This window comes from Pseudomonas sp. MPFS (assembly GCF_022537035.1).
Taxonomy (GTDB): Bacteria; Pseudomonadota; Gammaproteobacteria; order Pseudomonadales; family Pseudomonadaceae; genus Aquipseudomonas; species Aquipseudomonas sessilinigenes.
Window position 1 is genome coordinate 3,463,557 of sequence record NZ_CP066123.1, and the last position, 23,442, is coordinate 3,486,998.

The 23,442-nt window shown below is 61.9% G+C and carries 17 protein-coding genes; 12 read left to right on the forward strand and 5 right to left on the reverse strand.

What is annotated here, in order from left to right; all coding sequences use genetic code 11:
• Positions 1–803: 803 nt before the first annotated feature.
• Positions 804–2,756, reverse strand: a complete 1,953-nt coding sequence (locus I9018_RS15820; RefSeq protein WP_241110057.1) for a sigma-54-dependent Fis family transcriptional regulator — start codon at positions 2,754–2,756, stop codon at positions 804–806.
• A 200-nt stretch (positions 2,757–2,956) separates the two neighbouring features.
• Between I9018_RS15820 and I9018_RS15825 the strand changes: the two genes are divergently transcribed.
• From I9018_RS15825 to I9018_RS15875, 11 genes are all read left to right on the forward strand, one after another.
• On the forward strand, positions 2,957–4,015 hold the full coding sequence (locus tag I9018_RS15825) for a phosphotransferase family protein (protein WP_241110058.1): 1,059 nt from the start codon (positions 2,957–2,959) through the stop codon (positions 4,013–4,015).
• The gene (locus tag I9018_RS15830; RefSeq protein ID WP_241110059.1) at positions 4,012–4,368 is read left to right on the forward strand and encodes a DUF6285 domain-containing protein; all 357 of its coding nucleotides are present in this window, start codon (positions 4,012–4,014) and stop codon (positions 4,366–4,368) included. The genes I9018_RS15825 and I9018_RS15830 overlap by 4 nt, the downstream gene beginning before the upstream one ends.
• A gap of 50 nt (positions 4,369–4,418) precedes the next feature.
• Entirely contained in the window at positions 4,419–5,591 is a 1,173-nt protein-coding gene (locus tag I9018_RS15835) for an acyl-CoA dehydrogenase family protein (RefSeq protein WP_241110060.1), read from the forward strand.
• Entirely contained in the window at positions 5,591–6,358 is a 768-nt protein-coding gene (locus I9018_RS15840; RefSeq protein WP_241110061.1) for an SDR family oxidoreductase, read from the forward strand. The genes I9018_RS15835 and I9018_RS15840 overlap by 1 nt, the downstream gene beginning before the upstream one ends.
• Before the next feature lie 94 nt (positions 6,359–6,452).
• Positions 6,453–8,105, forward strand: coding sequence for an AMP-binding protein (locus I9018_RS15845; protein ID WP_241110062.1), 1,653 nt, complete (start codon positions 6,453–6,455; stop codon positions 8,103–8,105).
• Between the two features lie 268 nt (positions 8,106–8,373).
• Positions 8,374–9,531: an iron-containing alcohol dehydrogenase gene (locus I9018_RS15850; protein WP_241110063.1), complete on the forward strand. Its 1,158-nt coding sequence runs from the start codon at positions 8,374–8,376 to the stop codon at positions 9,529–9,531.
• Positions 9,532–9,543: 12 nt separating this feature from the next.
• Complete coding sequence (locus I9018_RS15855; protein ID WP_241110064.1) at positions 9,544–10,875, forward strand: APC family permease; 1,332 nt, start codon at positions 9,544–9,546, stop codon at positions 10,873–10,875.
• Positions 10,876–10,986: 111 nt separating this feature from the next.
• Positions 10,987–12,411, forward strand: coding sequence for a gamma-aminobutyraldehyde dehydrogenase (locus I9018_RS15860; protein WP_241110065.1), 1,425 nt, complete (start codon positions 10,987–10,989; stop codon positions 12,409–12,411).
• 73 nt (positions 12,412–12,484) lie between these two features.
• Entirely contained in the window at positions 12,485–13,738 is a 1,254-nt protein-coding gene (locus I9018_RS15865) for a diaminobutyrate--2-oxoglutarate transaminase (protein ID WP_241110066.1), read from the forward strand.
• Positions 13,739–13,984: 246 nt separating this feature from the next.
• The gene (locus I9018_RS15870; RefSeq protein ID WP_241110067.1) at positions 13,985–15,208 is read left to right on the forward strand and encodes an aminotransferase; all 1,224 of its coding nucleotides are present in this window, start codon (positions 13,985–13,987) and stop codon (positions 15,206–15,208) included.
• A 123-nt stretch (positions 15,209–15,331) separates the two neighbouring features.
• A complete protein-coding gene (locus tag I9018_RS15875; protein WP_346780109.1) occupies positions 15,332–16,198 on the forward strand; it encodes an NAD(P)-binding domain-containing protein in 867 nt (288 codons plus the stop codon).
• Positions 16,199–16,459: 261 nt separating this feature from the next.
• Here the strand turns inward: I9018_RS15875 and I9018_RS15880 are convergent, their stop codons facing one another.
• The 4 genes from I9018_RS15880 to I9018_RS15895 form a co-directional block, all read right to left on the reverse strand.
• Positions 16,460–19,585: an efflux RND transporter permease subunit gene (locus I9018_RS15880; protein WP_241110069.1), complete on the reverse strand. Its 3,126-nt coding sequence runs from the start codon at positions 19,583–19,585 to the stop codon at positions 16,460–16,462.
• A complete protein-coding gene (locus I9018_RS15885) occupies positions 19,582–20,673 on the reverse strand; it encodes an efflux RND transporter periplasmic adaptor subunit (protein ID WP_068583054.1) in 1,092 nt (363 codons plus the stop codon). Before I9018_RS15885 ends, I9018_RS15880 begins: the two co-directional genes overlap by 4 nt.
• A 219-nt stretch (positions 20,674–20,892) precedes the next feature.
• Entirely contained in the window at positions 20,893–21,531 is a 639-nt protein-coding gene (locus tag I9018_RS15890) for a paraquat-inducible protein A (protein WP_068583057.1), read from the reverse strand.
• A 25-nt stretch (positions 21,532–21,556) separates the two neighbouring features.
• A complete protein-coding gene (locus tag I9018_RS15895) occupies positions 21,557–22,162 on the reverse strand; it encodes a transcriptional regulator (RefSeq protein WP_068583060.1) in 606 nt (201 codons plus the stop codon).
• 123 nt (positions 22,163–22,285) lie between these two features.
• On the opposite strand from I9018_RS15895, the gene I9018_RS15900 reads away from it, so the two are divergent.
• On the forward strand, positions 22,286–23,437 hold the full coding sequence (locus I9018_RS15900) for a MexC family multidrug efflux RND transporter periplasmic adaptor subunit (RefSeq protein ID WP_241110070.1): 1,152 nt from the start codon (positions 22,286–22,288) through the stop codon (positions 23,435–23,437).
• The last annotated feature ends 5 nt before the right edge of the window (positions 23,438–23,442 follow it).

A 23,442-nucleotide genomic window follows, 5' to 3' on the forward strand; every position in this document is an offset into this window, starting at 1 on the left:
GCTGCGGTCTGCCGGCGTAACGTGACGAGGCGCATGCACAATTTATCTAGGTTCGTCAGCAGTGGCAGGGAAGCCTTGCACAGTCCGAGCATGTGCGTAGCGAGCAGCAGCGCTACACCCAGATGTCGAAGAAAGGATGTATCGTGAGATTGATAAGGCCCGGGACGAGAGTAAAGGCCTACTTGGCACAAACGCTGATGCTATCTGACCAACTGGACCAGGCACGCCTCGCTGCAGTGCAGGCTGGCGATCAGTTCTACGCGCTGCAAGATCGACTGGACCAAGATAAGCCGGCAGAAACGCAGCGAAACTGCCTTGACACACTGTGCGTGCGCGGAGAATCAGAAGGCGCAATTAGTGCTGCTGCGGAAACCCTGTACAACAAACGGCGTCAGCACCCTTGATAGGCTCGTTGCGGGTACGTTACTTCGTGTAGGTTGAGCAGGCTATGCAGGGAGGCAGTCAACGACGAACGACAATTTACAGTTCGTCGATAACCGACCGATCACGCCACAGCAAGATGATCTGCTGGGTCGGACCGCATTTTCCGAGCGCTTGGCATTGGCGATCAATACCAAGAGAAACCGAGAAAACCTGGCGATCGGCCATGCCGAAGGTTGGGGAAGTGACAATCAAAAAATGCCGTAGCAATGGGTAGGCTGGAACAACTTAAGCAACGCAAAGATCCGAGCGGCGCTGACAAGCATTTGGCGAAGCTGCTGCTCGCGTGCACTGCTGTTTCAGCGCGATACAGTTGAAGAGTGCGGAGTAAAAGGGCTGCCTTGTGTATGCTTATTATGTATTCAACGCTCGGAGCGCAGTCGGCGCCACAATGTGGTCCGGCTGATGCCCAGGCGATGTGCCGCTTCGTCGAGGTTGCCCTGACAGCTTTCAAGCGTCTCTTGTACGTGACGTAATTGCGCGGCCTTACCAACGCGGTGCAGATCCGTATCCCGTGGCGACTTTTTCCGTACCTGTGGCAGAGGGGAGCCTTCGCACAGTTCGGGCAGCACGCGGATCAGGTAATACTCATCCAGCCCCTGCTCGCTTAGCAGTTCGCGGGCCGAGAGCATCGCCCTCTCGATCACGTTCTCCAGTTCCCGGACGTTGCCTGGCCAGGCATAGCGGGTCAGGTACGGCAGCAGGGCGGCCGGTATCTCAGCTGCCCCCGGCGGCTGGCCCTGGACCAGCAGGCGCTGGCTAATGCCCCGGCAGATCAGGGCAATATCCTCTGGTCGCTCGCGCAGCGGGGTGGTCTGCAGCCGTAGGATGTTAAGCCGGTAATACAGGTCGCTGCGAAAATCTCCATCATTCATGGCGGCGTGCAGGTCCTGGTGAGTTGCTGCGATGATCCGTACATCGATGGAAGTCGGCTCGGTGCCACCCAGGCGCAGCACCTCTCGCTCCTGCAGCACTCGCAGTAGGCGGGTTTGCAACGATACGGGCATATCGCCGATTTCATCGAGAAACAGCGTGCCGCGGTGGGCCGTTTCGAGCAGTCCGGGCTTGCCGCCCTTGCGCGAGCCGCTGAAGGCGCCTTCCTCGTAGCCGAACAGTTCGCTTTCCAATAGCGACTCGGGAAACGCCGCGCAGTTGATGCCGACGAAGGGCCCCTGCTGGCGAGGGCTCTCGTTATGGATGCCCTGGGCCAACAACTCCTTGCCGGTGCCGCTTTCGCCGGTGATCAGGATGGTCGAGTGGCTGGCGGCGAAACGCTTGGCCATCTGCAGCAGTTCGCGGCTGGAGCGGCTGTTGCCGCTGAGTTGCTCAAGCCGGTAGCGGGCGGTGAATGCACCCGGGCGGCGGGTGGAGCGGATGCGCTGGTCCGCCCGCTGTACGGCGGTGATGTCCTGGCAGGTCAAGACCAGGCCAGTACGCTCGCCGTTTTCGAGGATCGGCAGCAAATTGCTAACCACCGCATGGGAGCCGAGCCGGATCACCCGGTTTTCTTCGCCGCTGCCATCCAGCAATGCCTGTTGCAAGTCCAGCTCCGGGCACAGCTGCTGCAGTGGCCGGCCCAGGGCTGCACTGGCTGGCAGCTCCAGCAGGTGCGCCAGGGCCGGATTCAGGGATTGCACCAGGCCCTGGTTATCGACCGCCGCCACGCCAGTGGGAATGTGTTGCAGCACGGCGTTCAAATGGCGGCGCTTGGCGATCTCTACGCGCTGGCTATCGAGGATGCCCAGGGCCTCCTCGAGCGCCTTGCGTACTGTGTCCTCACTGAGCGACAGCACCCCATACAGCCCTGCCTGTTCCGCCAGCTCCACCACCGTCGACGACCCTATTATGCTGAGATAGCCCAGCCGGGCGGCCTGTTCGACTGCCTGGCGGGCTTCTTCCAGGGAGTTGTAGGCGGCCTGGTGAACCGGCACGGTGAACAGTGCATTCATCGCCTGTAGGTCGTGATTGATGCTGCTGTAGCTGAGCAAGGCCACTTGCGAGGAGTGCTCCCGGGCGTGTCCCAGCGCACGCAGCAGGTCAGCGCCGCCCACCTGCATGGACAGCACCGGTCGTGCTAGGTGCTTGCGCAGGTAGGCAGCGGTGGCGCCGGCGCAGACGAACACGTCGGCGTCACCGCGCTGTTCCAGCTCGCGGGCGGTCTGCAATGCTTCGGACACCGAGGTGTCGAGCACTTCGATATGGGTGTGGGGGTAGTCCGCGGCGAGCCCGGCCACCACCAGGGCAAGGCGGCTGCGTTGCCGGGGACGTTGCAGGTGGCTGATGAGCACGACGACCTGGGAGGTGGGGGAGTGCATGACTAGACCTGTTCAAAAATGAAATGCCTCGATAGTGCAGTATTTCTTTCAAGTATGAAACGCGGCGCTGTTGCATCGCTTCTCACTGAGACAGCAGACGCCAGGATTGGCGTGGCTTGCGGGCGATCAGCGAAGAGTTGGCACAGGCATTGCTCCTGCTGACCTGCTAATTCAAAACTGAAGGCAGGGACCATCGATCCATGAGCAGTTCCCCTATGAGACCCACCACTGGCAACGCGCCCGCAAGCCCGACCGACGATCAGCGCCTGGTCGACTTCATCCGCGAGCATGCCGCCGCCACGCGAGTGGTCATCGATGCCCGCAAGCGCCTGAGCGGTGGCGCGATCCAGGAAAACTGGCTGCTCGAACTGCAGATCGAAGGCGGCCCATGGGCTGGTACCCGACACTGGGTACTGCGCAGCGATGCGCTTTCCGCGCTGCCGGCGAGCCTCGATCGCGAACAGGAATTTGCCGTGTTGCAGGTGGTCCACCAGGCCGGGGGAAAAGTACCGCGGCCGCTCTGGCTGTGCCGTGACCCGAGTGTTCACGGACGGGTGTTCTTCCTCATGGAGTTCGTTTCGGGGGTGGCTGCAGGACGCCTGCTCAGCGCAGGAGCCGGCGCCCGCGGCCAGGCGCGGCTAGCGGCGCAACTGGGGGCCAACCTGGCGCGCCTGCATCAAATCCGTCCACCGTGCGCAGCGCTGGATTTCCTGCCCATGCCGGACCGTGCACCGGCCCTGAATACCATCAGTGCCTATCGCCGCTACCTCGACACCCTGGCCGAAGCTTACCCAGCCCTGGAGTGGGGCCTGCGCTGGTGTGAACTGCACGCGCCATCCAGCAACGACCAGTGCCTGCTGCATCGCGATTACCGCACGGGCAACTACCTGGCCAGCGAGCAGGGCCTAGAAGCGGTGCTCGACTGGGAATTCAGCGGCTGGGGCGATCCTTGCGAGGACCTTGGCTGGTTCACCGCCCGTTGCTGGCGTTTCACCCGTCCGGATCTCGAGGCGGGCGGTATCGGCCTGCTAGAGGATTTCCTGCGCGGGTACCACGAGGTCTCGTCATTGCGCATCGAGCGCAGCCAACTGCATTACTGGCAGGTCATGGCAACCCTCCGCTGGGCAGTGATTGCCCTGCAGCAGGGGCAGCGCCACCTGTCCGGCGAAGAACCGTCCCTCGAACTGGCGCTGACCGCGCGCCTGTTGCCGGAACTGGAGCTCGACATCCTCAATCTGACCGGCGGAGAAGCGCCATGACCCAGCCGAACGCTCATGAACTTCTGGAGATCGCACGCCAGACCTTGCTCAAGCAACTGCTGCCTGCGCTGTCCACTGAATTGCGCTACCCGGCGCTGATGATCGCCAATGCCATGGCCATTGCGGACCGTGAAAGTCGCCTGCAAGCCCGCGTCTGCAGTCAGGAACAAGAACTGCTGGGGGGCATGACCGAGGGGGCTGGGTCGTCGTTGCCCGACACCCGACGGCAACTCGCCCAAGAGATTCGCCAGGGCCGCCACGATGCAACGCATCAGCAGCTCGCCCTGGTCAAGGCGCTGCGCCAGGTGACTGTCGCCCGACTGGCGATCAGCAACCCCAAGGCCGTGCCCTGAGCGCCGCCCCGTACCTTTTCCCCGGACCGACTGAAGAAAGAAGGACAAACATGAATTTCACCCTGCCGGACGAGCTGCCTGCATTGCAGGCCAAAACCCGCGATTTCATCGCTGAACAGGTCATTCCGTTCGAGAACGACTGCCGTCAGGATGCCCACGGTCCTAGCGACGCCCTGCGCCAGGAGCTGCTGGCCCGCGCCCGGGCTGCCGGCCTGCTGACCCCCCACGCCAGCCGCGAAATGGGCGGGTTGGGCCTGAGTCATGTAGCCAAGGCTATAGTCTTCGAGGAAGCCGGATATTCCCCACTGGGCCCGGTTGCCCTGAACATCCACGCCCCGGACGAGGGCAACATCCACCTGATGGACGTGGTGGCCACCGAAGCACAGAAGGATCGCTGGCTGAGGCCACTGGTCCAGGGGCATGTGCGCTCCTGTTTCGCCATGACCGAACCGGCCCCGGGTTCGGGCTCCGATCCCTCGATGCTGCGCACCACTGCCACCCGCGATGGCGACGACTACCTGATCAATGGCCACAAATGGCTGATCACCGGGGCCCAGGGCGCCGGGTTCGCCATCATCATGGCGCGCATGGAGGACGGCACGGCAACCATGTTCCTGTCCGACATGCAGCGCGACGGGATCATCCACGAGCGGCAACTGGACTCCCTGGACAGTTGTTTCACCGGTGGCCACGGGCAGTTGCGCTTCGACAACCTGCGGGTGCCGGCGAGCGATGTGCTGGGGGAAATCGGCAAGGGCTTCCGCTATGCCCAGGTGCGCCTGGCGCCGGCACGGCTGACGCACTGCATGCGCTGGCTCGGGGCCGCGCGCCGCGCCCACGATATTGCCTGCGACTATGCGCGCACTCGCGACGCCTTCGGCAAGCCGTTGGGCGAGCACCAGGGCGTGGGTTTCATGCTGGCTGACAACCAGATGGACCTGCACCTGGTACGCCTGGCGGTGTGGCATTGCGCCTGGGTGCTCGATCAGGGGCAGCGGGCCAATGTGGATTCGAGCATGGCCAAGGTGATCAGCGCCGAGGCGCTGTGGCGAGTGGTGGATCGTAGCGTGCAGGTGCTGGGCGGGCGTGGCGTGACCGGTGAGACCGTGGTGGAACGCATCTTCCGCGACATTCGCCCGTTCCGTATCTACGACGGCCCGAGCGAAGTGCACCGCATGAGCCTGGCGAAGAAAATCCTCGACCAGCGCCTGGGAGCCCACTGATGCAGCCGCTGCTTGCCCGAATGTTCGCCCTTGATGGGCGCCGAGCCCTGGTGACCGGGGCCTCCAGCGGTCTTGGCCGTCACTTCGCCATGACCCTGGCCGCGGCCGGTGCCGAAGTGGTGGTGACCGCCAGGCGCCGGCAGCCGCTGCAGACCCTGGTGGAGGAGATCGAGGTGGCCGGCGGCCGGGCTCGTGCCTTCGCCCTCGACGTGACCTGTCGCGAGGATGTGTGCCGGGTGCTGGACGCTGCCGGCCCGCTGAATGTGTTGGTGAACAACGCCGGGGTGAGCGACAGCCAGCCCTTGCTGGACTGCGACGACCAGGACTGGGACCGCGTGCTGGATACCAACCTCAAGGGCGCCTGGACCGTGGCCCAGGAAAGCGCCCGGCGGATGATCGCTGCGGGGCAGGGCGGCAGCCTGATCAATGTCACCTCGATTCTCGCCAGCCGGGTGGCGGGGGCCATTGCGCCCTACGTTGCGGCCAAGGCCGGCCTGGCCCATCTGACCCGGGCCATGGCCCTGGAACTGGCGCGCCATGGGATTCGCGTGAACGCCCTGGCACCGGGGTATGTGATGACCGACTTGAACCAGGCCTTTCTCACCAGCGAGGCCGGAGAAAAGCTGCGCATGCGCATTCCCGGCCGCCGTTTCAGCCAACCGCAGGACCTGGATGGCGCCTTGCTGCTGCTGGCCAGCGATGCCGGCCGCGCCATGAGCGGCGCCGAGATCGTGGTCGACGGCGGTCATCTGTGTAGCAGCCTGTGAGGCGCCCAAGTGCAAGAACAACAAGAACCCGCAGCGGTCAGGAGGTGTGTATGTGTGTGCGATGCCCGGGCAAGGTCTCGATGGAGTGCGGGTCATGATGACGTCGACCTTCGAGCACGAGCTTGCCCCCAACCCGGCCAACCATGTGCCGTTGTCGCCGCTGTCGTTCCTCAAGCGTGCCGCGCAGGTGTACCCGGAACGCGATGCCGTGATCTACGGCGCGCGGCGCTACAGCTACCGCCAGTTGCATCAGCGCAGCTGCCTGCTGGCCAGCGCCCTGGAGCAGGTCGGGGTACAGCCGGGAGAGCGGGTGGCGATCCTGGCGCCGAACATTCCCGAGATGCTCGAGGCGCACTATGGCGTGCCCGGCGCAGGGGCAGTGCTGGTGTGTATCAATATTCGCCTGGAAGCGCGGAGCATCGCGTTCATCCTGCGCCATTGCGCGGCCAAGGTGCTGATCTGCGATCGCGAGTTCGGCGCGCTGGCCCAGCAGGCTTTGGCCATGCTCGAATCACCGCCCTTGCTGGTGGGGATCGAGGACAGCCAGGCTGAGGGGGGCGAGCTGGCCCACGTCCTGGACTACGAAAGCTTCCTGGCCCAGGGCGACCCTGGTCGGCCACTGGCAGCGCCGCAGAACGAGTGGCAGTCGATTGCCATCAACTACACCTCCGGCACCACCGGCGATCCCAAGGGCGTGGTCCTGCATCACCGCGGCGCCTACCTCAATGCCTGTGCCGGGGCGCTGGTGTTTCAGTTCGGTCCGCGCAGCGTGTACCTGTGGACCCTGCCGATGTTCCACTGCAACGGCTGGAGCCACACCTGGGCGGTGACCCTGTCCGGCGGCACTCATGTGTGCCTGCGCAAGGTGCAGGCCGATGCGATCCACGCCGCCATCGCCGAGCACGCGGTGACCCATATGAGCGCCGCACCGGTGGTGATGTCGATGCTGATCCATGCCGAGCCTGCCGGTGTTGCACAGGCCGCGAGCGTGTCGCTGATCACCGGCGGGGCGGCGCCGCCCAGCGCGGTGATCGCCGCGATGGAGGCTCGCGGCTTCAGCATCACCCATGCCTACGGCATGACCGAAAGCTACGGCCCCAGCACCCTGTGCCTGTGGCAGCCGGGCATCGACGAGCTGCCCCTGGAAGCCCGGGCCCGCTTCATGAGCCGCCAGGGCGTGGCTCACCCGATGCTCGAGGAGGCCAGCGTGCTGGATCTGGACACGGGCCGTGCAGTCCCGGCCGATGGCGCCACCCTGGGCGAACTGGTGGTGCGCGGCAACACCGTGATGAAGGGCTACCTGGACAACCCGGAGGCCACCCGCAGCGCGCTGGCCAACGGCTGGCTGCACACCGGTGACCTGGCCGTGCTGCACTCGGACGGCTATGTGGAAATCAAGGACCGGGCCAAGGACATCATCATTTCCGGCGGCGAGAACATCAGCTCGCTGGAGATCGAGGAGGTGCTCTACCTGCACCCGGCGGTGATCGAGGCCGCGGTGGTGGCGCGCCCCGATGCGCGCTGGGGCGAAACCCCGCAGGCCTTCGTCACCCTGCGCGACGACGCCCTGGCCAGCACCAGTGGCGAGGACCTGATCCGCTGGTGCCGAGTGCATCTGGCGCACTTCAAGGCACCGCGGCATGTGTCGCTGATGGCGTTGCCGAAGACGGCCACCGGCAAGATCCAGAAATTCGTCCTGCGCGAGCAGGCCCGACAGGAGGCCACGACCGCTGACGCCGAACCCTGATGATGCGCTACCCCTGCACATTGAATAACAACAAGTACGTCATCCGAAGTGGTTCATGTTCAAGCCGTTGCACAGAGGTCGCCGGATGCCTTTCGGTGAGCGGTGCAACGGCTGCCCGGTCTGCATTGACGGGCTGCAGACATCACCCAGGACGTGCCCCCAGCACTGCTATCGCTGGGGGCTTGGGCTGGCGGTATGGCCCACCGCTGTTGCTGCCGAGAACCTTTAAAAACGACAAAAAATTGAGCCTTACCGGCAAGAGGTCTGTATGAAATTCCAATTCCTACTCCCCACCAAAGTCGTCATGGAACCTGGCCTGCGCGAGCGCACCGGCGAGCATCTGCGTGAACTCGGTCTGCAGCACGTGCTGATCGTCACGGATGCCGGGGTCAAGGCCGCAGGGCTGTTGACCAGCGTCTATGCCAGCCTGGACCAGTCGGGCATCGCCTTCGAGGAGATCTCGGACGTCAAGGCCAACCCTCGCAGCGAAGACATCAATCACCAGGCCGAGGCCTATCGTGGAAAAGGCATCGATGGCCTGCTGGCCATCGGCGGAGGCAGCGCGATGGACGCCGCCAAGGCCCTGAGCGTGCTGCTGACCCACGAAGGCCGGATCGAGGACTACGAGGGCTCCTTCAAGCTCACCCATGGGGGGCTGCCCATCGTGGCGATCCCTACCACCGCGGGCACCGGTAGCGAGGTGACGTGCTTCTCGGTGATCACCGATACCGCGCGCCACTTCAAGATGAACCTGCTGGACTATCGGATCGGCCCGGTGCTGGCCCTGCTCGACTCGCACATCACCAACACGCTGCCGCCGTCGATTGCCGCTGCGACCGGTATGGACGCCCTGACTCACGCCATCGAGGCCTACACCTGCCGCGTGTCCAATCCGATCAGCGACGGCCTGGCCCTGCATGCCATCCGCCTGATCAGCCAGTACCTGCAGCCGGCCGTCCAGGAGCCGGACAATCTGCAAGCCCGCGAGCAGATGCTGGTGGCCAGCCTGATCGCCGGCATGGCATTCGGCAATGCCGACGTGGGCAGCGTGCACTGTATTTCCGAGGCCATAGGCGGCATGTACGACACGCCGCATGGCGTGGGCAATGCGATCTTCCTGCCCTTCGTATTCGGCCACAACCTGGATGCGGATGTTCTGCGCCATGCCCAGGTCGCCTACGCGCTTGGCATCAACCCCAGCCTCTCACCCGCCAATGCCGCCAAGGCGGCTGTCGACTACTTGTTCCAGATGAGCAAGACCCTGGGCATTCCTCGCTTTGCCGAGGTGAAAGGGGTGCGTGAAGCAGACTTCCTGACAATTGCCGACAAGTCGAAGAAGAATTTCTCGGATGCCAGCAATGCCAAGGAAATGAGCGTGGAGACCTATCACGCAATCATCACTGCCGCCTACGACTTTGCCGGTTGAGGAGTGTCGATCATGAGCGAAGCAAACTCCGGCGCCTCGTTGAAGCGCACCCTGGGCCCGTTTTCCGTTCTGCTCTTCGGATTGGCGTTCCTGGCGCCATTGATCGTCTTTGGCACCTATGGCGTGATTTCCCAAGCCAGCGGCAACACCACGGCCTTGTCCTATGCCATTGCGTCGATTGGCGTGATTGTCACTGCGTTGAGCTACGGGCGCCTGGTCAAGGTATTCCCGGCGGCCGGCTCGGCCTACACCTACACCCGCAAGATGTTGAGTCCGAATCTCGGCTTCATGGTGGGCTGGGCGGCCTTGCTCGACTACTTTTTCATCCCGATGCTGATCTGGTTGCTGGGGGCCAGTTACCTGAGCATGGCTTTTGTCGATGTGCCGCAGTGGGTATGGATCCTTGGGTTCATTGTCTTCAGCACGGTGCTGAATGTGCTGGGCATCCAGGTGGCGAACCGGTTCAACATATTGTTGATGGTGATCCAGCTGGCGATCATTGCCGTATTCATCAGTCTTTGCTGGCACTACATCGTCGCGGCCAATGGCCCTGGCGGACTGCTGTCGGCCAAGCCGTTCTTCAATCAGGATGTGCCGTTTGCCACGACCATGGCCGGCGCCGCAATTGCCGCCTACTCGTTTCTGGGCTTCGACGCGCTGTCCACCTTGAGCGAGGAAACCAGGGACCCGAGCCGGACGATTCCACGGGCCATCCTGCTGGTCGCCCTGATCGGCGGCGTGCTGTACGTCGGCTCCTCGTACTTCATGTACCTGGCACATCCCGCCATGGCGTTTGCGAACGTGGACGGCGCGGCGTTCGAGATCGCCCGGATGATCGGCGGGGATCTGTTCTTCGCGGTGGTATTGGCGGGCATCATCATCGCCCACTTCGCCGCAGGGCTGTCGTTCCAGGCCAGTGTGGGCCGACTGCTGTACGCCCTCGGTCGCGATAACCAGCTGCCACGCAAGCTCTTCGGCGTCTTGCACCCTCGCTACCGGACACCGGTGTTCAACATCCTGCTTTCCGGTGCGTTCGGCACCGTGGGTTTCGCCCTGACGATTGCCACTGCAACGTCCCTGGTGAACTTCGGGGCCTTCGTCGCCTTTACCGCGGTGAACCTGTGTGCTCTGCGGCTGACCTTCGATGCGGGAGTCAAGGACGGCGCCGGACTCCTGCGCGGTGTGATCTTGCCGATCATCGGTGCGATCACCACAGGCTGGATGTTGGTCAGCCTGGATAAGGACGCGTTGATCATGGGGGGCATCTGGCTTGGCGCGGGCGTGGTTTACCTGGCGTGTCGCACCAGCTTCTTCCGCAGCCCCGTACCGGATGCCCTGGCATAGAGAACTGGCGGATGGCGGAGTTGCCAAGCTGGGGACTCCGTTACAAGCGAATGCTCCATCAATAGACCCAAGGCCAGCTACTGGCCTTGCCGTTCAATAGTGAGAATGGATATGCAAACCAAACTTCTGATCAATGGTGCTCTCGTGGTGGGCGAAGGCGAAAGCCTGGCCGTGTACAACCCCTCCCTGGGCCAGGTGCTGGTGCAAACCCGCGAGGCCAGTCGCGCCCAGGTCGATGCGGCGGTGCAGAGCGCCAGCGCCGCTTTTGCCGGCTGGTCGCAAACCCCCCCCAAAGACCGTGCGGCCTTGCTGCTCAAGCTGGCCGAGCGCATCGATGCCCACGCGCAGGAATTCGCGCGCCTGGAATCGGACAACTGCGGCAAGCCGTTCAACGCTGTGCTGCAAGACGAACTTCCGGCCGTCTCCGACGTGTTCCGCTTCTTCGCGGGTGCGGTTCGCTGCCTGCAGGGTTCGGCGGCAGGCGAGTACCTGCCGGGCCACACCTCGATGATCCGTCGCGATCCGGTGGGCGTGGTGGCCTCTATCGCACCCTGGAACTACCCGCTGATGATGGCGGCCTGGAAGCTCGGCCCGGCTCTGGCCGCGGGGAATACCGTGGTGCTCAAGCCGTCGGAACAGACGCCACTGACCAGCCTGAAGCTGGGAGAACTGCTTGCCGAAATCTTCCCCGCTGGCGTCGTCAATATCCTTCACGGGCGCGGTGCCTCGGTGGGCGAGCCACTGACCGGTCACCCGCAGGTGCGCATGGTGTCCCTGACCGGTTCGGTCAGCACCGGCAGCCGGATCATCGAAAGCACGGCCGACAGCGTCAAGCGCATGCATATGGAGCTGGGCGGCAAGGCACCGGTGCTGATCTTCGATGATGCCGATATCGATGCCGCCGTCGAGGGCATCCGCGCCTTCGGTTTCTACAACGCCGGGCAGGACTGCACTGCGGCTTGTCGCCTCTATGTGCAGAAGGGGGTGTACCCGCAGTTCGTGCGCAAGCTCGGGGAAGCGGTGTCCAGCATCAAGACGGGGCTGCAGGACGACCCGGCAACCGAGATGGGCCCGCTGATCACTCAAGAACATCTGGAGCGCGTCGAGGGCTTTGTCAGGCGTGCCCTGGAGCTGCCGCATATCGAGGTGGTGACCGGCGGCCAGCGCGCGGCGGGCGCCGGGTACTTCTTCGAACCCACGGTGTTGGCCGGTGCGACCCAGGAAGATGAGGTGGTGCGTCGTGAAATATTCGGCCCGGTGGTGACGGTTTCGGCGTTCGAGGACGAAGCTCAGGCGTTGGCCTGGGCCAATGAGTCGGACTACGGCCTGGCGTCTTCGGTGTGGACCGCGGATATCGGTCGGGCTCATCGGCTGGCCGCTCGCCTGCAGTACGGCTGCACCTGGGTCAACACCCACTTCATGCTGGTCAGCGAGATGCCCCATGGCGGCGTGAAGCTGTCCGGCTACGGCAAGGACCTGTCCATGTACGGCCTGGAAGACTACACCCTGGTGCGGCATGTGATGTTCAAGCACTGATTGACCCAAGACATCGTGACCCCCCGGGCAAGCCGCCTGCCGGCTGCGCCCGGACAACTGCAAGAGGCTATGCATGAACAACATTGAGACCTTTGAAGAGCTCGAATCCAACGTCCGGATGTATTGCCGCGACCTGCCGCTGGTGTTCGATACGGCCCTGGGGAGCAAGGTCCACGCTGAGGATGGCCGTGAGTACCTGGACTTCTTCGCCGGCGCCGGGGCCCTGAATTACGGCCACAACGACCCGCGCATGCGCGATGCCTTGATCGAATACCTGACGGCCAATGGGGTGACCCATGCCCTGGACCTGCACACCAGCATGAAGCGGCGCTTCCTGGAGTCGATCAAGCGCGACCTGTTCGTGCCACGAGGCTGGGACTACAAGGTCCAGTTCACCGGCCCGACCGGTGCGGATGCCGTTGAGGCCGCGCTGAAACTGGCGCGCAAGGCCACTGGGCGGACCAAGATCGTCTCCTTCTATGGCGCTTACCACGGCATGACCGCCGGGGCCCTGGCGGTCACCGGAAATCGCACTCGGCGCGGCGCCGGTTTGTCCTCCGAGGTGATCTTCGTTCCCTACGAAGACAGCCCGTACGGCGAATTCGACAGCATCGGTTTCCTCGAGCGCCTGGCCAATGACCAGGGCAGCGGATCGGAACTGCCCGCGGCGGTGATCGTGGAATCGGTCCAGATCCAGGCGGGTGTATATGCGGCCTCGGACAGTTGGTTGCAACGACTGCGCCAGTGGACCACCGACCACGGGGTGATCCTGATCTGCGATGAGGTGCAGGCCGGGTGCGGGCGCACTGGAGATTTCTTCGGTTTCGAGCGCTCCGGCATCCAGCCGGACCTGGTGACCTGTGCCAAATCCATCGGCGGCTTCGGGCTGCCGATGGCCATAGTACTGATTCGCTCAGCACTGGATGTGTGGCAGCCGGGCGATCACATCGGCACCTTCCGCGGCAACCAGCTGGCGTTTCTGACCGCGCAGATCGCGCTTGGCTACTGGCACGATGAAACATTCCTCAAGTCACTTTCCGACAACGTCGCGCTCATGGCACGAGGGGTTGCCGATATCGCCGAGATTCCTGGCGTTGCCGGTGCGCGCTGCCGCGGCATGGTGGCCGGTATCGACTTCGGCCGTGGCAAGGTTGCGCTGACCAAGGATGCCCAGCAGCGTGCGCTTCGGGCCGGCCTCCTGGCGGACCGCTGCGGCCCGAACGGCGAAATCATCAAGCTGATGCCACCGATCAACACCCCCGCGGATCAGCTTGCAGAAGGCTTGAGGATTTTCGCCGAATCGGTCGCCGCTGCACTAGGCCAATAAGGGGGCGGGACCTCAGGGCAGCACGTGCCGATGCCCGTGCTGCGATGAGGGCTGTTCAATCGCCAATCGCTCGCAGGAGGAAAATGAGCCAATGAAAAATGTCACTGCAACGGTGCAGAACGATCTGTCTTCACTGATCCATCCCTATACCAACTTGGCACAACACCAGAGACAGGGCCTTTTGTCATTGCCAAGGGGGATGGCATACGGGTCATCGATGACTAGGGCGACGCCTATATCGAAGCCATGTCGGGTCTCTGGAGCACGGCATTGGGGTTCAGCGAACAACGCCTGATCGATGCGGCCATGGAGCAGTTCAAACAGCTGCCGTACTATCACAATTTCAGCCACAAGACCCATGCTTCGGCCGCGGCGCTGGCGGCCAAGCTGGCCGAACTCGCCCCCGGTGACTTGAACCATGTGTTCTTCACCAACTCAGGTTCCGAAGCCAATGATTCGGTGATGAAGGTGGTCTGGTACCTCAACAACGCACTGGGCAGGCCGGCCAAGAAGAAATTCATCTCTCGCCAGCAGGCCTACCACGGCACCACCGTCGCCTCCGCAAGCCTGACCGGCATTCCGTCGATTCATCGCGACTTCGATCTGCCGGCGATTCCCGTACACCATCTGACCTGCCCAAACCATTACCGCTTTGCCAGGCCAGGGGAAACCGAGGAGGTATTCTCGGCGCGCCTGGCGGACGAACTGGAGCGCTATATCCTGGCTGAAGGGCCGGAGACCATAGCGGCATTCATTGGCGAGCCGGTGATCGCCGCAGGCGGCGTGCTGCCCCCACCCAGGGGCTACTGGGCGGCGATCCAGGCGGTGTGCAAGCGCTACGACATCCTGGTGGTGATCGACGAGATCGTCACCGGCTTTGGCCGGCTGGGCAGGATGTTCGGCTCCGAACTGTATGGCATCCAGCCCGATATCATGGTGCTCTCCAAGCAGTTGACATCCTCCTATCAGCCGTTGGCGGCCTTGCTGGTGTCCGATGCCATCCACGACATTCTGCTGAGCCACAGCGGTCGGCTGGGCTCGTTCGTGCACGGCTTGACCACCAGCGGTCATCCGATCGCCACTGCCGTGGCGCTGGAAAACATCCGCATCATCGAAGAGCGCGATCTGGTCGGTCATGTCCAGCGCTTGGCTCCTGCGTTCCAGAGTCGGCTGCGAGCCTTCGCAGACCATCCCCTGGTGGGCGATGTGCGCGGAGTAGGGCTGGTGGGCGGGATCGAGCTGGTGGCGGACAAGGCGCAGAAACAACCGTTCAGCCAGCCGGGAATCCTGGGCAGCTACATCTTCAAGCAGGCCCACAAGCATGGGCTGATCATTCGCTCCATATACGACACCGTCGCTTTCTGCCCGCCGCTGATTACGACAGAGGACGATGTCGACGCCATCTTCAGCGCATTCGAGCGGACCTTGAGTGACGCAACGGACTGGGCGCGCTCACAGAACCTGCTTTAATCCAAGGTCTGTACAGCCACCCCGTTGGCTGCCCGGACAACTCCACTGATCAGATAAAACAACAACCATGAGGATCTGGCTGTGCACGAACAAAATGCAGCAAGCTTCGACTTTGAGGTTTCCATGGTCGGACTGGGCGCCATGGGCACGATCATGGCGCAAGCTTTTCTCAAGCAAGGCAAACGCGTAGCGCTCTACAATCGATCACCCGGCAAGGCAACGGCATTGGTGGCCGCCTACGACTCTGTCGAGGCCGCGCTCGACGCCAGCCCGGTGGCGGTCTTCGTGCTGCTGGACCACCAGGCAACACTTGAGGTGCTGGGGATGGCGGGGGTGGCGCGTGCACTGGCCAAGCGCACGATCGTCGACTACACCACCAGCGCCGAAGAAGAGAGCCGGGAGCTTCAGGCACTCATCAGTCAGGCGGGCGGTCACTATCTCAAAGGGATGATCGTGGCCTACCCGCGCAATGTCGGTCATCGTGAAAGTCACTGCATCCATACCGGCAACCGTGAAGCCTTCGAACAGCATCGGGCGCTGCTTGAAGTCCTCGCCGGCCATGCAAGCTTCCTTCCCTGGGAAGAGGCCTTCGCCTTTGCAACCGTGCTTCACGCACATGCATTCGCCGCCATGGTCACGTTTTTCGAGGCCGTGGCGGCGAGCGCGCGATTTGGCCTGTGCAGCACGGCGACGCCCCGACGCCTGCTCGATACGTCGCGCTTTTTCATCGCCGACGCACTCGAGGAAGCAGTACGCCGGCTCGAAACAGGGGATTTTGCGGGCGATCAGGCCAGGTTCGACGTGCATGCGGGTGCCTTTGCCTACATAGCCCAATCCCTACAGGCACAAGGCGCTTGGACGCCGGTATTCGACGCTGTGTGCCAGGTAGCGCAACGCGGGGTATTGATGGGCTACGGTGATCAGGACATCGCGGCCGCCACCCAGGTGTTCGCAACGAGTGCTCCCTTGCAAGAGCAGAGCAGTAACTGACGCCTGTACCGCGGTCGATCTACCTGGGCTGCGTGACGCTGCCGCGCACGCGCTGGATGAGACAAGCGCTCCCTGGTGGGGCGCACTGACCAGCTCTGGCCGATACCTGGGGAGCGTCACCGCTGCTTTTGGGGGCTGTGAATCTGCATCGGGTTCACAGGAGCAGGGGGACATTCATCGCATTGCCTCATCAAGGCAATGCGATGTTCATGATCGACCCAGCGCCATCATCCATACAGCAGTGGGTCTACAGTGGAAGGTTCATGCGCCGGTGGCGGGTTCTTCATGAACAGTATCCGGGGGGGACTCTTGTGCTCGCCTGGTCCGGTTTTCCCACTGAAGCAGCAAGGAAATGCCACAGGGCAGGACCGTCAGGGTCACTATTGTCGCCACGGCCAATCCACCAATCACCGCATAAGCCATAGGGCCCCAGAATATCTGCGGGGCGATCGGGATCATGCCGAGGATAGCGGCGCAGGCGGTCAACAAAATCGGCCGGGCCCGGTGCATCGAGGCGTGCACTATAGCCTCGGAAGGGGATTGGCCGAGCCGCATGTTGATGTCGACCTCCTCGATCAGGATGATCGCGTTGCGCACGATCATGCCCACTAGGGCGATGACCCCCAGCTGCGCGACAAAGCCCATGGGCGTTGCCGTCGGCAACATGGCCAGAACCACACCGATGAGCCCGAATGGAGCCATTGCCAACGCCAGAAACATGCGCGAGAAACTGCGCAGTTGCACCATCAGCAGTACGCACATCACCAGTGCTGTGAGCGGCAGCACTGCGGCGAGAGATTTGCTGCCCTTGGCCGCTTCCTCGACCGCGCCGCCGACTTCAACCTTGTAGCCCTTGGGCAGCTCGGCAGAGAACCGTGCCACGGCGGGCGCCAGTGCCTGGACCACAGTGGCCGCCTCGAGCCCTTCGCGAATGTCACTCTGTACGGTGATCAGTGGCAGGCGCTGGCGGCGCCAGACGATGGGGTCTTCCACGCCGAAACTGAGCTTGGCGATCTGCGTCAAGGGAACGCTATGACCGTCGGCCGTGCGCAGCTGGAGATTGGCGAGGGTGGCCAAGTTAGTGCGCTCGCCGATTTGTGCGCGGATCACTACATCGATGAGCCGCTCCTGGTCGCGTACCGTGGTGACCGCCGAGCCGGAAAAGATCGTTGCCATGGCACTGGCGATGTCTTCCGAGGAAAGCCCCAGTGCACGCGCCTGAGTCTGGTCGACTTCGACCCGGACGCTGCGTTGTGGCTCACCGGACAGCAGATGCACCTCTCGGGTGTCGTGGTTGGTGGAGATCACATTGGCCAGGCGTGCGGCAATATCACGTACCTTGTCCTGGTCGGGGCCGGTGACCCGGTACTTAAGTGGCCAGCCCACCGGTGGGCCTAGTTCCAGTGGCGTCGCACGCGCGATAAGCCCGGAGAATTGGGTCTTGAATGCCGCAGCCAGCCTGGCCTGCAACGCATCACGCTCCTTGACCCCCTTGGCTACCACTACAGTTTGGGTGACGTTCTCGTTCTGCAGCAGCACCTCCATGGGCAGATAGAAGCGAATGGCACCGGAGCCGATGTAGGTGGAGAAGCGCTCGACATCCGGGTCATTCTTCAGCAACTCCTCGAGTTTTGAGGCCTGGCGTATGGTTGCATCCAGCGAGGCATTCTGCGGCAGCGTCAAGCTGACTAGCAGCTCGGGGCGGTCGGAGGGCGGGAAGAACTGCTGTTCGAGGTAGCTTGCCCCGCCGAGCGACGCCACGAAGGCCGCGCCGGCAAAGCCCAGGGTCAGCGCCCGATGCTTGAGGGCCCAGGCCAGCGCCCGCTCGTAGGCGTTCATCAGGCGTCCGCCGCCATGCCCGTGATGGGGCAGCGACTTGGGCAGGATCAGGGTTCCGAGCAAAGGAGAGAACAGTACCGCGACCACCCAGGAAGCCGACAGCGAGATCAGTACAACCATGAACATCGAGTAGCAGTATTCACCCGCGCTCGAGGCGGCGAACCCCACCGGGATGAACCCGGCGATCATCACCAGGGTACCTGTCAGCATCGGGAATGCGGTTGACTCATAGGCGAAGCTCGCGGCCCGTCTGAGGTTCCAGCCTTCTTCGAGTTTGCCGACCATGGCCTCGACGGTGATCATCGCGTCATCCACCAACAGGCCGAGGGCGATGATCAGCGCGCCAAGTGAGATGCGTTGCAGGCCGATGCCTGTCAACTCCATACCGATGAAGGTCATGGCCAGAACCAGAGGGATCGAGAGGCTGACCACCAAGCCCGCACGAACACCGAGTGAGACAAACGATACGGCCAGTACGATCGCCACCGCTTCGGCTAGGACCGTCAGAAAACCACTGACAGCCTGCTTCACGACTGTCGACTGGTCGGCGACCTGGATCATCTCGATACCGTGGGGCAGGGAGGCCTTGACCTCATCCATGCGGGTGCGAACCGCTTCGCCGAAATTGAGTAGGTTGCCGCCCGAGGCCATCGAGATGGCAAGGCCGAGGGCTTTCTCGCCATTGACCCGGAACAGCGGGGCTGGCGGGTCGGCAGGAATTCGCTGGACAGTGGCCAGCTCGGTGAGGGGCACGAAACGCTCGTTTGCCCGCAGCGTCACATTGCGCAGGCTCTCTTCGGAGGCGAAGCCGCCGCTGACGCGCAGTGCTATCTTGTCTTCGGCTAGTCGCACCGTGCCAGACGGTATAACCGCGTTCTGTGCTTTCAAGGCCCGTAGGACGGCTTCTTCATCAAGCCCGAAGGCTGCCAGCCGGCCAGGGGAGAACTCAATGACGATCTGCTCTTCCTGTACCCCTAGCAACTGAACCTTGCCGATTCCAGGAATCCGTAGCAGCTCCGCACGCACGCCTTCGAGGTAGTCACGCAGTTCACGGTCGGAGAAACCCTCGGCGGTGAAGCCGAAGATCTGCCCGTAGGTGTCGCCGAATTCGTCGTCGAAAAACGGGCCCTGCACGCCACTGGGCAGAGTGGTGCTCACATCAGCCATCTTCTTGCGAACCTGATACCAGGCATCAGGGACTATTCCTGCCGGAGCATCATCACGCAGATTGACCATGATCACGGTCTCGCCCGGGCGCGTATAACTATCTAGCCTATCGAGGTAAGGCGTCTCTTCAAGTTTTTTCTCGAGACGATCAGTCAATAGTTTTGTTGTATCATCGATGGTTGCCCCAGGCCATCGTGCTGATACAACCATAGTCTTGATGGTGAAGGCCGGGTCTTCGTTGCGACTCAGTTTGGAATAGCTGATCGCCCCCCCCACTAGGGTCACCAGCATGAGAAAGAACATCAGTGGCATCTGGCCGATCGACCAGGCGGATAGGTTGAACCCGCGCTGATCTTCTGGAGGTGTTGTGTTCGGCTTCATTGGCTCACCTCGGCGGCATCGTAGACAACTTTCTGTCCTGTCCGGAGTTTGCTGACCCCAGCTGTTACCACGGCATCGCCTTCGGTCAATCCGGACTCTACCAGTGCCTGTGTCGCTGTAAAGCGTGTGACAACGACAGGTTTACGGATAAGCGTGTGATCGGAAGGCTGCACGATGAAGACTGCCGGCTTGCCATCCTCACTAGTCAAGGACGAGGCGGGGAGAATGAATAAGGCTTTGCCAGGCAATAGCAGACGGCCTGTCACGGTGGCGCCCAAGGTCATGGCGGGTGGGGTTTGCGGCAGCGCAATGCGCACCCGATAGGTACGGGTGGCGGCATCTGCAGTTGGGCTGACATCACGAATAGAGCCAATGACCTTGATCTTGGGGTCTGACACAAGGGCGACTTCGACTTTTACGTCAGAGACCACCGATGTGTAGAGGCGCTCAGAGACGTTGAAGACTGCGTCACGCTCCTGGGTCGAGGCGAGCTTGAACGCCAACTGACCGGCATCGACCACCTGGCCGTTATTGACCATCACCGCGCTGACGATGGCGGCGTCGGGTGCCCGCAACTCGGTGTAGCTCAACTTGTTGCGCGCAGTCAGCAGTCCAGTCTTCGCAACATTGAGCCGAGCATTGGCTGCCCGCCAGTTGGCCGCGGCCTCATCCACCCGGGCACGGGCCACGAACTGCTTATCGAATAGCATGCGCTGTCGCTCAAGTCCCGACCTGGCAAACTCTTCTGCCGCTTCTGCACTACGCACTTCTGCTTCGGCAATCCGTACCTCATTTTGCACATCGTTTGGATCGAGGACTGCTAAAACTTGGCCCTTGGCAACATTGGCTCCTACATCTACGCTACGAGTCGCAATGCGACCCGGGATACGAAAAGCGAGATCGGTCTCGATGTGCGCGCGAATCTCCCCTGTTTGCGCAACTTCTTCGCCAATAACAGCAGGCTCTGCGATGACTACTCGAACGGGGCGCGGTGCCTCTTCCGATCGCTTCTCCTCCTGGCAGCCAGTAAGGAATAGGCTGAAGCCGAAAATATAGCCGCATATCCGTAACGCCATAAGCACTTTCATTTTATCTTTCCCTCGATCAAATAGCACACGCAAGTCAATGTGTTCGCCTTTCAGTAGAAACACTTCTTATTACAGAGTTAAAATTCTTAGCGGCGAAGCAAGCAATAAAAATTCTAGGCAATGATCGAAGCATTGCGGAGAGTATTTATAAAATTGAAATGCTCCGACTGAGTTTCAAATAGCTCATTGCAAACCTAGTAGAAAAACTGAGGGATGAAACTACTCATCTGACAGTGCTTCCCAAACTTGGTGCGCTGGCATACTCATTTCCAGCCAAATCTGGGTCAGTAGCAGCGCCACGAAGCAGGCCAAGCCGACGCCCAGGTTCAGCTCGGCGATGTCGATCAGCTTGACGATGGACACCAGGATTCCGAACAGATAGACCTCGAGCATGCCCCATTCGCGCAGATGGTGATAACTGCGGTAGAGCAGCATGCCGGCGCGGCGCGCCACCTTGAACCTCACGCTCAGCAATACCAGCAACTGGCACAGGAGCTTGAGCAGCGGAATTGCCATGCTGCTGAGCAGCACCACCACGGCCACTCCCTGCATGCCGCTGTCGAACAGCCCGAGCACACCACTCCAGACTGTTTCGCTGCGGGTTTGGCCGAGCAGGGTGAGGTGCATGATCGGCAAGAAATTGGCCGGGATGTAGAGCAGCAAGGCAGTTAGCACCAATGCGAAGCAGCGGCGTTGCCATTGGTGGTGATGCACGGCCAGTTCAAAGCCGCAACGCGGGCAGCAGCTTTTTTCGCCGGCTTCCAGCTGCTCACGGCGCATCAAAAGATCGCATTCATGGCAAGCGACCAATGCCTCCAAGGGAAGGGCCGCCAGATTGTTGAGGTTGGTATTAGGCATTTAATAGGGCCTGAGGGAGCCTAGTCTAGGTTTCCATCCGAATATGAGAGCCTGCGCCGTAAAGGAACATCTGCGGCAGGATATGGGCGGTGTTAGCGCTGGCTGCGCGACCACGTTGCTCAGCATCGACCATGCCATACACCAGACTGATGAACATTTCGGTAAGAATCGACGCGGTGATATCAATACGTAGTACGCCTTGCTGCTGGCCACGGAGAAAGAAAGTATCCAAAGCATACAAGTAGGAATACCAAGGCGCGGCGTTAGGGCTTTCATCGAGGAAATCGGGCCGATATTGAACTACTAAAAATGCTAGCAGTTCGCGGTGTGCCAGGTGCTCGTTGATTAAGCGCTCAAGGGCAGAGAGAAATTCATCTTGCTGCAAACGAGCATTGTCGATGATCTTCGTAAGTACCTCCTTAGCACGGCTTTCTAGTTTTTTCAGAAGGTTGTCCCGAGTGCCACAGAAGCGATGCAGAGTGGCTCTGCTCACCCCAACTACCTGCGCCAGTTCGGACATGGAAGCTCTTGGGTGATGAACTATCGCGGTGGTTAGCAGGCGTAACAGGCGCTCCTCCTGTGGGGACAGGGAAGTTGCCCTTTCTTGAGTGAACTTTCCAGATGCTTGCATAGGGCCGATTGGTTTCCGGAAGGATGAAGGTTGGATCTTATTTTGATCATATGAATCAATGTTGACTCAAAGTGGATTGAAAAGTACCATCCCGGCCGTTTTCAATCAAGCCTTAGGTGAGTCATGGGCAATTTTCGTGCAGTAAGAACGGCAGGGGCATTGGCAGTAGCCATCGCATTGGCAGGGTGTGGTCCGGCGAGCGAGCAGAGCCCTGTTGTGGAAACGGCGCGTCCTGTGGAAGTGCTGGCGGTGGTAAGCGAGCCTTTAGCACTTGTTTCGGAATTGCCGGGGCGAGTTGAGCCAATGCGTGTAGCCGAGGTGCGGGCACGGGTGGCGGGGATCGTGCTGAAGAAGCGCTTCGAGGAAGGCGCCGACGTCAAGGCCGGCGATCTGTTGTTCCAGATCGATCCCGCGCCGCTCAAGGCAGCGGTGTCCCGTGCCGAGGGCGACCTGGCCCGGGCCCAGGCCGGGATGAAGGAGGCCCAGGCACGGGTCAAACGCTATGAGACACTGGTGAAGATCGAAGCGGTCAGCCAGCAGGACTACGACAAAGCCAGTGCCGACTTGCACAGCGCCCAGGCAGCGACCCGCTCGGCCCAGGCCGACCTGGAAACCGCGCGCCTGAACCTGGGGTACACCTCGGTCATCGCGCCGATCTCTGGCCGAGTCGGACGTGCACTGGTAACCGAAGGCGCCCTGGTTGGCCAGGGCGAAGCGACCCTGATGGCGCGCATCCAGCAGTTGGACCCGATCTACGCAGATTTCACCCAGACCGCCGCCGATGCGTTGCGTCTACGTGAAGCCCTTAAGAATGGGACCTTGGCCACTGATCCGCAGCAGAGCCTGTCTGTAAGAATTGAAGGTACTTCGTATGAGCGTAGAGGGAAGCTGCTTTTCACAGATGTTGCGGTGGACCCTGGTACGGGTCAAGTGACTCTACGCGGTCAGTTTGATAACCGCGACGGTAATCTGCTGCCAGGTATGTATGTACGTGTCAGCACTCCACAGGGGACCGATAGCCAGGCTGTTTTAGTGCCGCAGCGGGCTGTGCAACGTAGTCCGGATGGCAGTGCCTTCGTGTTGTTGATGGGCGACGACGGCCGTGCTCAGTCACGTCAAGTGCAGACCGGTGTTATGCAGGGAGCACGCTGGCAGATTCGTGATGGCTTGAAAGCCGGTGACCGGGTGATCACTAGTGGCTTGGCTGGCCTGCAGCCTGGAGCCAAGGTCGAGCCCAAGAGTGTCACTGCCACCCCCCCAGAGCCGCAGAAGTAAGGGCG

What these genes read in the sequence shown, in the direction of transcription:
- I9018_RS15820 (WP_241110057.1), bottom strand. Translation starts at nt 2,756, where the DNA reads ATGCACTCCCCCACCTCCCAGGTCGTCGTGCTCATCAGCCACCTGCAA.
- I9018_RS15825 (WP_241110058.1), top strand. Translation starts at nt 2,957, where the DNA reads ATGAGCAGTTCCCCTATGAGACCCACCACTGGCAACGCGCCCGCAAGC.
- I9018_RS15830 (WP_241110059.1), top strand. Translation starts at nt 4,012, where the DNA reads ATGACCCAGCCGAACGCTCATGAACTTCTGGAGATCGCACGCCAGACC.
- I9018_RS15835 (WP_241110060.1), top strand. Translation starts at nt 4,419, where the DNA reads ATGAATTTCACCCTGCCGGACGAGCTGCCTGCATTGCAGGCCAAAACC.
- I9018_RS15840 (WP_241110061.1), top strand. Translation starts at nt 5,591, where the DNA reads ATGCAGCCGCTGCTTGCCCGAATGTTCGCCCTTGATGGGCGCCGAGCC.
- I9018_RS15845 (WP_241110062.1), top strand. Translation starts at nt 6,453, where the DNA reads ATGATGACGTCGACCTTCGAGCACGAGCTTGCCCCCAACCCGGCCAAC.
- I9018_RS15850 (WP_241110063.1), top strand. Translation starts at nt 8,374, where the DNA reads ATGAAATTCCAATTCCTACTCCCCACCAAAGTCGTCATGGAACCTGGC.
- I9018_RS15855 (WP_241110064.1), top strand. Translation starts at nt 9,544, where the DNA reads ATGAGCGAAGCAAACTCCGGCGCCTCGTTGAAGCGCACCCTGGGCCCG.
- I9018_RS15860 (WP_241110065.1), top strand. Translation starts at nt 10,987, where the DNA reads ATGCAAACCAAACTTCTGATCAATGGTGCTCTCGTGGTGGGCGAAGGC.
- I9018_RS15865 (WP_241110066.1), top strand. Translation starts at nt 12,485, where the DNA reads ATGAACAACATTGAGACCTTTGAAGAGCTCGAATCCAACGTCCGGATG.
- I9018_RS15870 (WP_241110067.1), top strand. Translation starts at nt 13,985, where the DNA reads ATGTCGGGTCTCTGGAGCACGGCATTGGGGTTCAGCGAACAACGCCTG.
- I9018_RS15875 (WP_346780109.1), top strand. Translation starts at nt 15,332, where the DNA reads ATGGTCGGACTGGGCGCCATGGGCACGATCATGGCGCAAGCTTTTCTC.
- I9018_RS15880 (WP_241110069.1), bottom strand. Translation starts at nt 19,585, where the DNA reads ATGAAGCCGAACACAACACCTCCAGAAGATCAGCGCGGGTTCAACCTA.
- I9018_RS15885 (WP_068583054.1), bottom strand. Translation starts at nt 20,673, where the DNA reads ATGAAAGTGCTTATGGCGTTACGGATATGCGGCTATATTTTCGGCTTC.
- I9018_RS15890 (WP_068583057.1), bottom strand. Translation starts at nt 21,531, where the DNA reads ATGCCTAATACCAACCTCAACAATCTGGCGGCCCTTCCCTTGGAGGCA.
- I9018_RS15895 (WP_068583060.1), bottom strand. Translation starts at nt 22,162, where the DNA reads ATGCAAGCATCTGGAAAGTTCACTCAAGAAAGGGCAACTTCCCTGTCC.
- I9018_RS15900 (WP_241110070.1), top strand. Translation starts at nt 22,286, where the DNA reads ATGGGCAATTTTCGTGCAGTAAGAACGGCAGGGGCATTGGCAGTAGCC.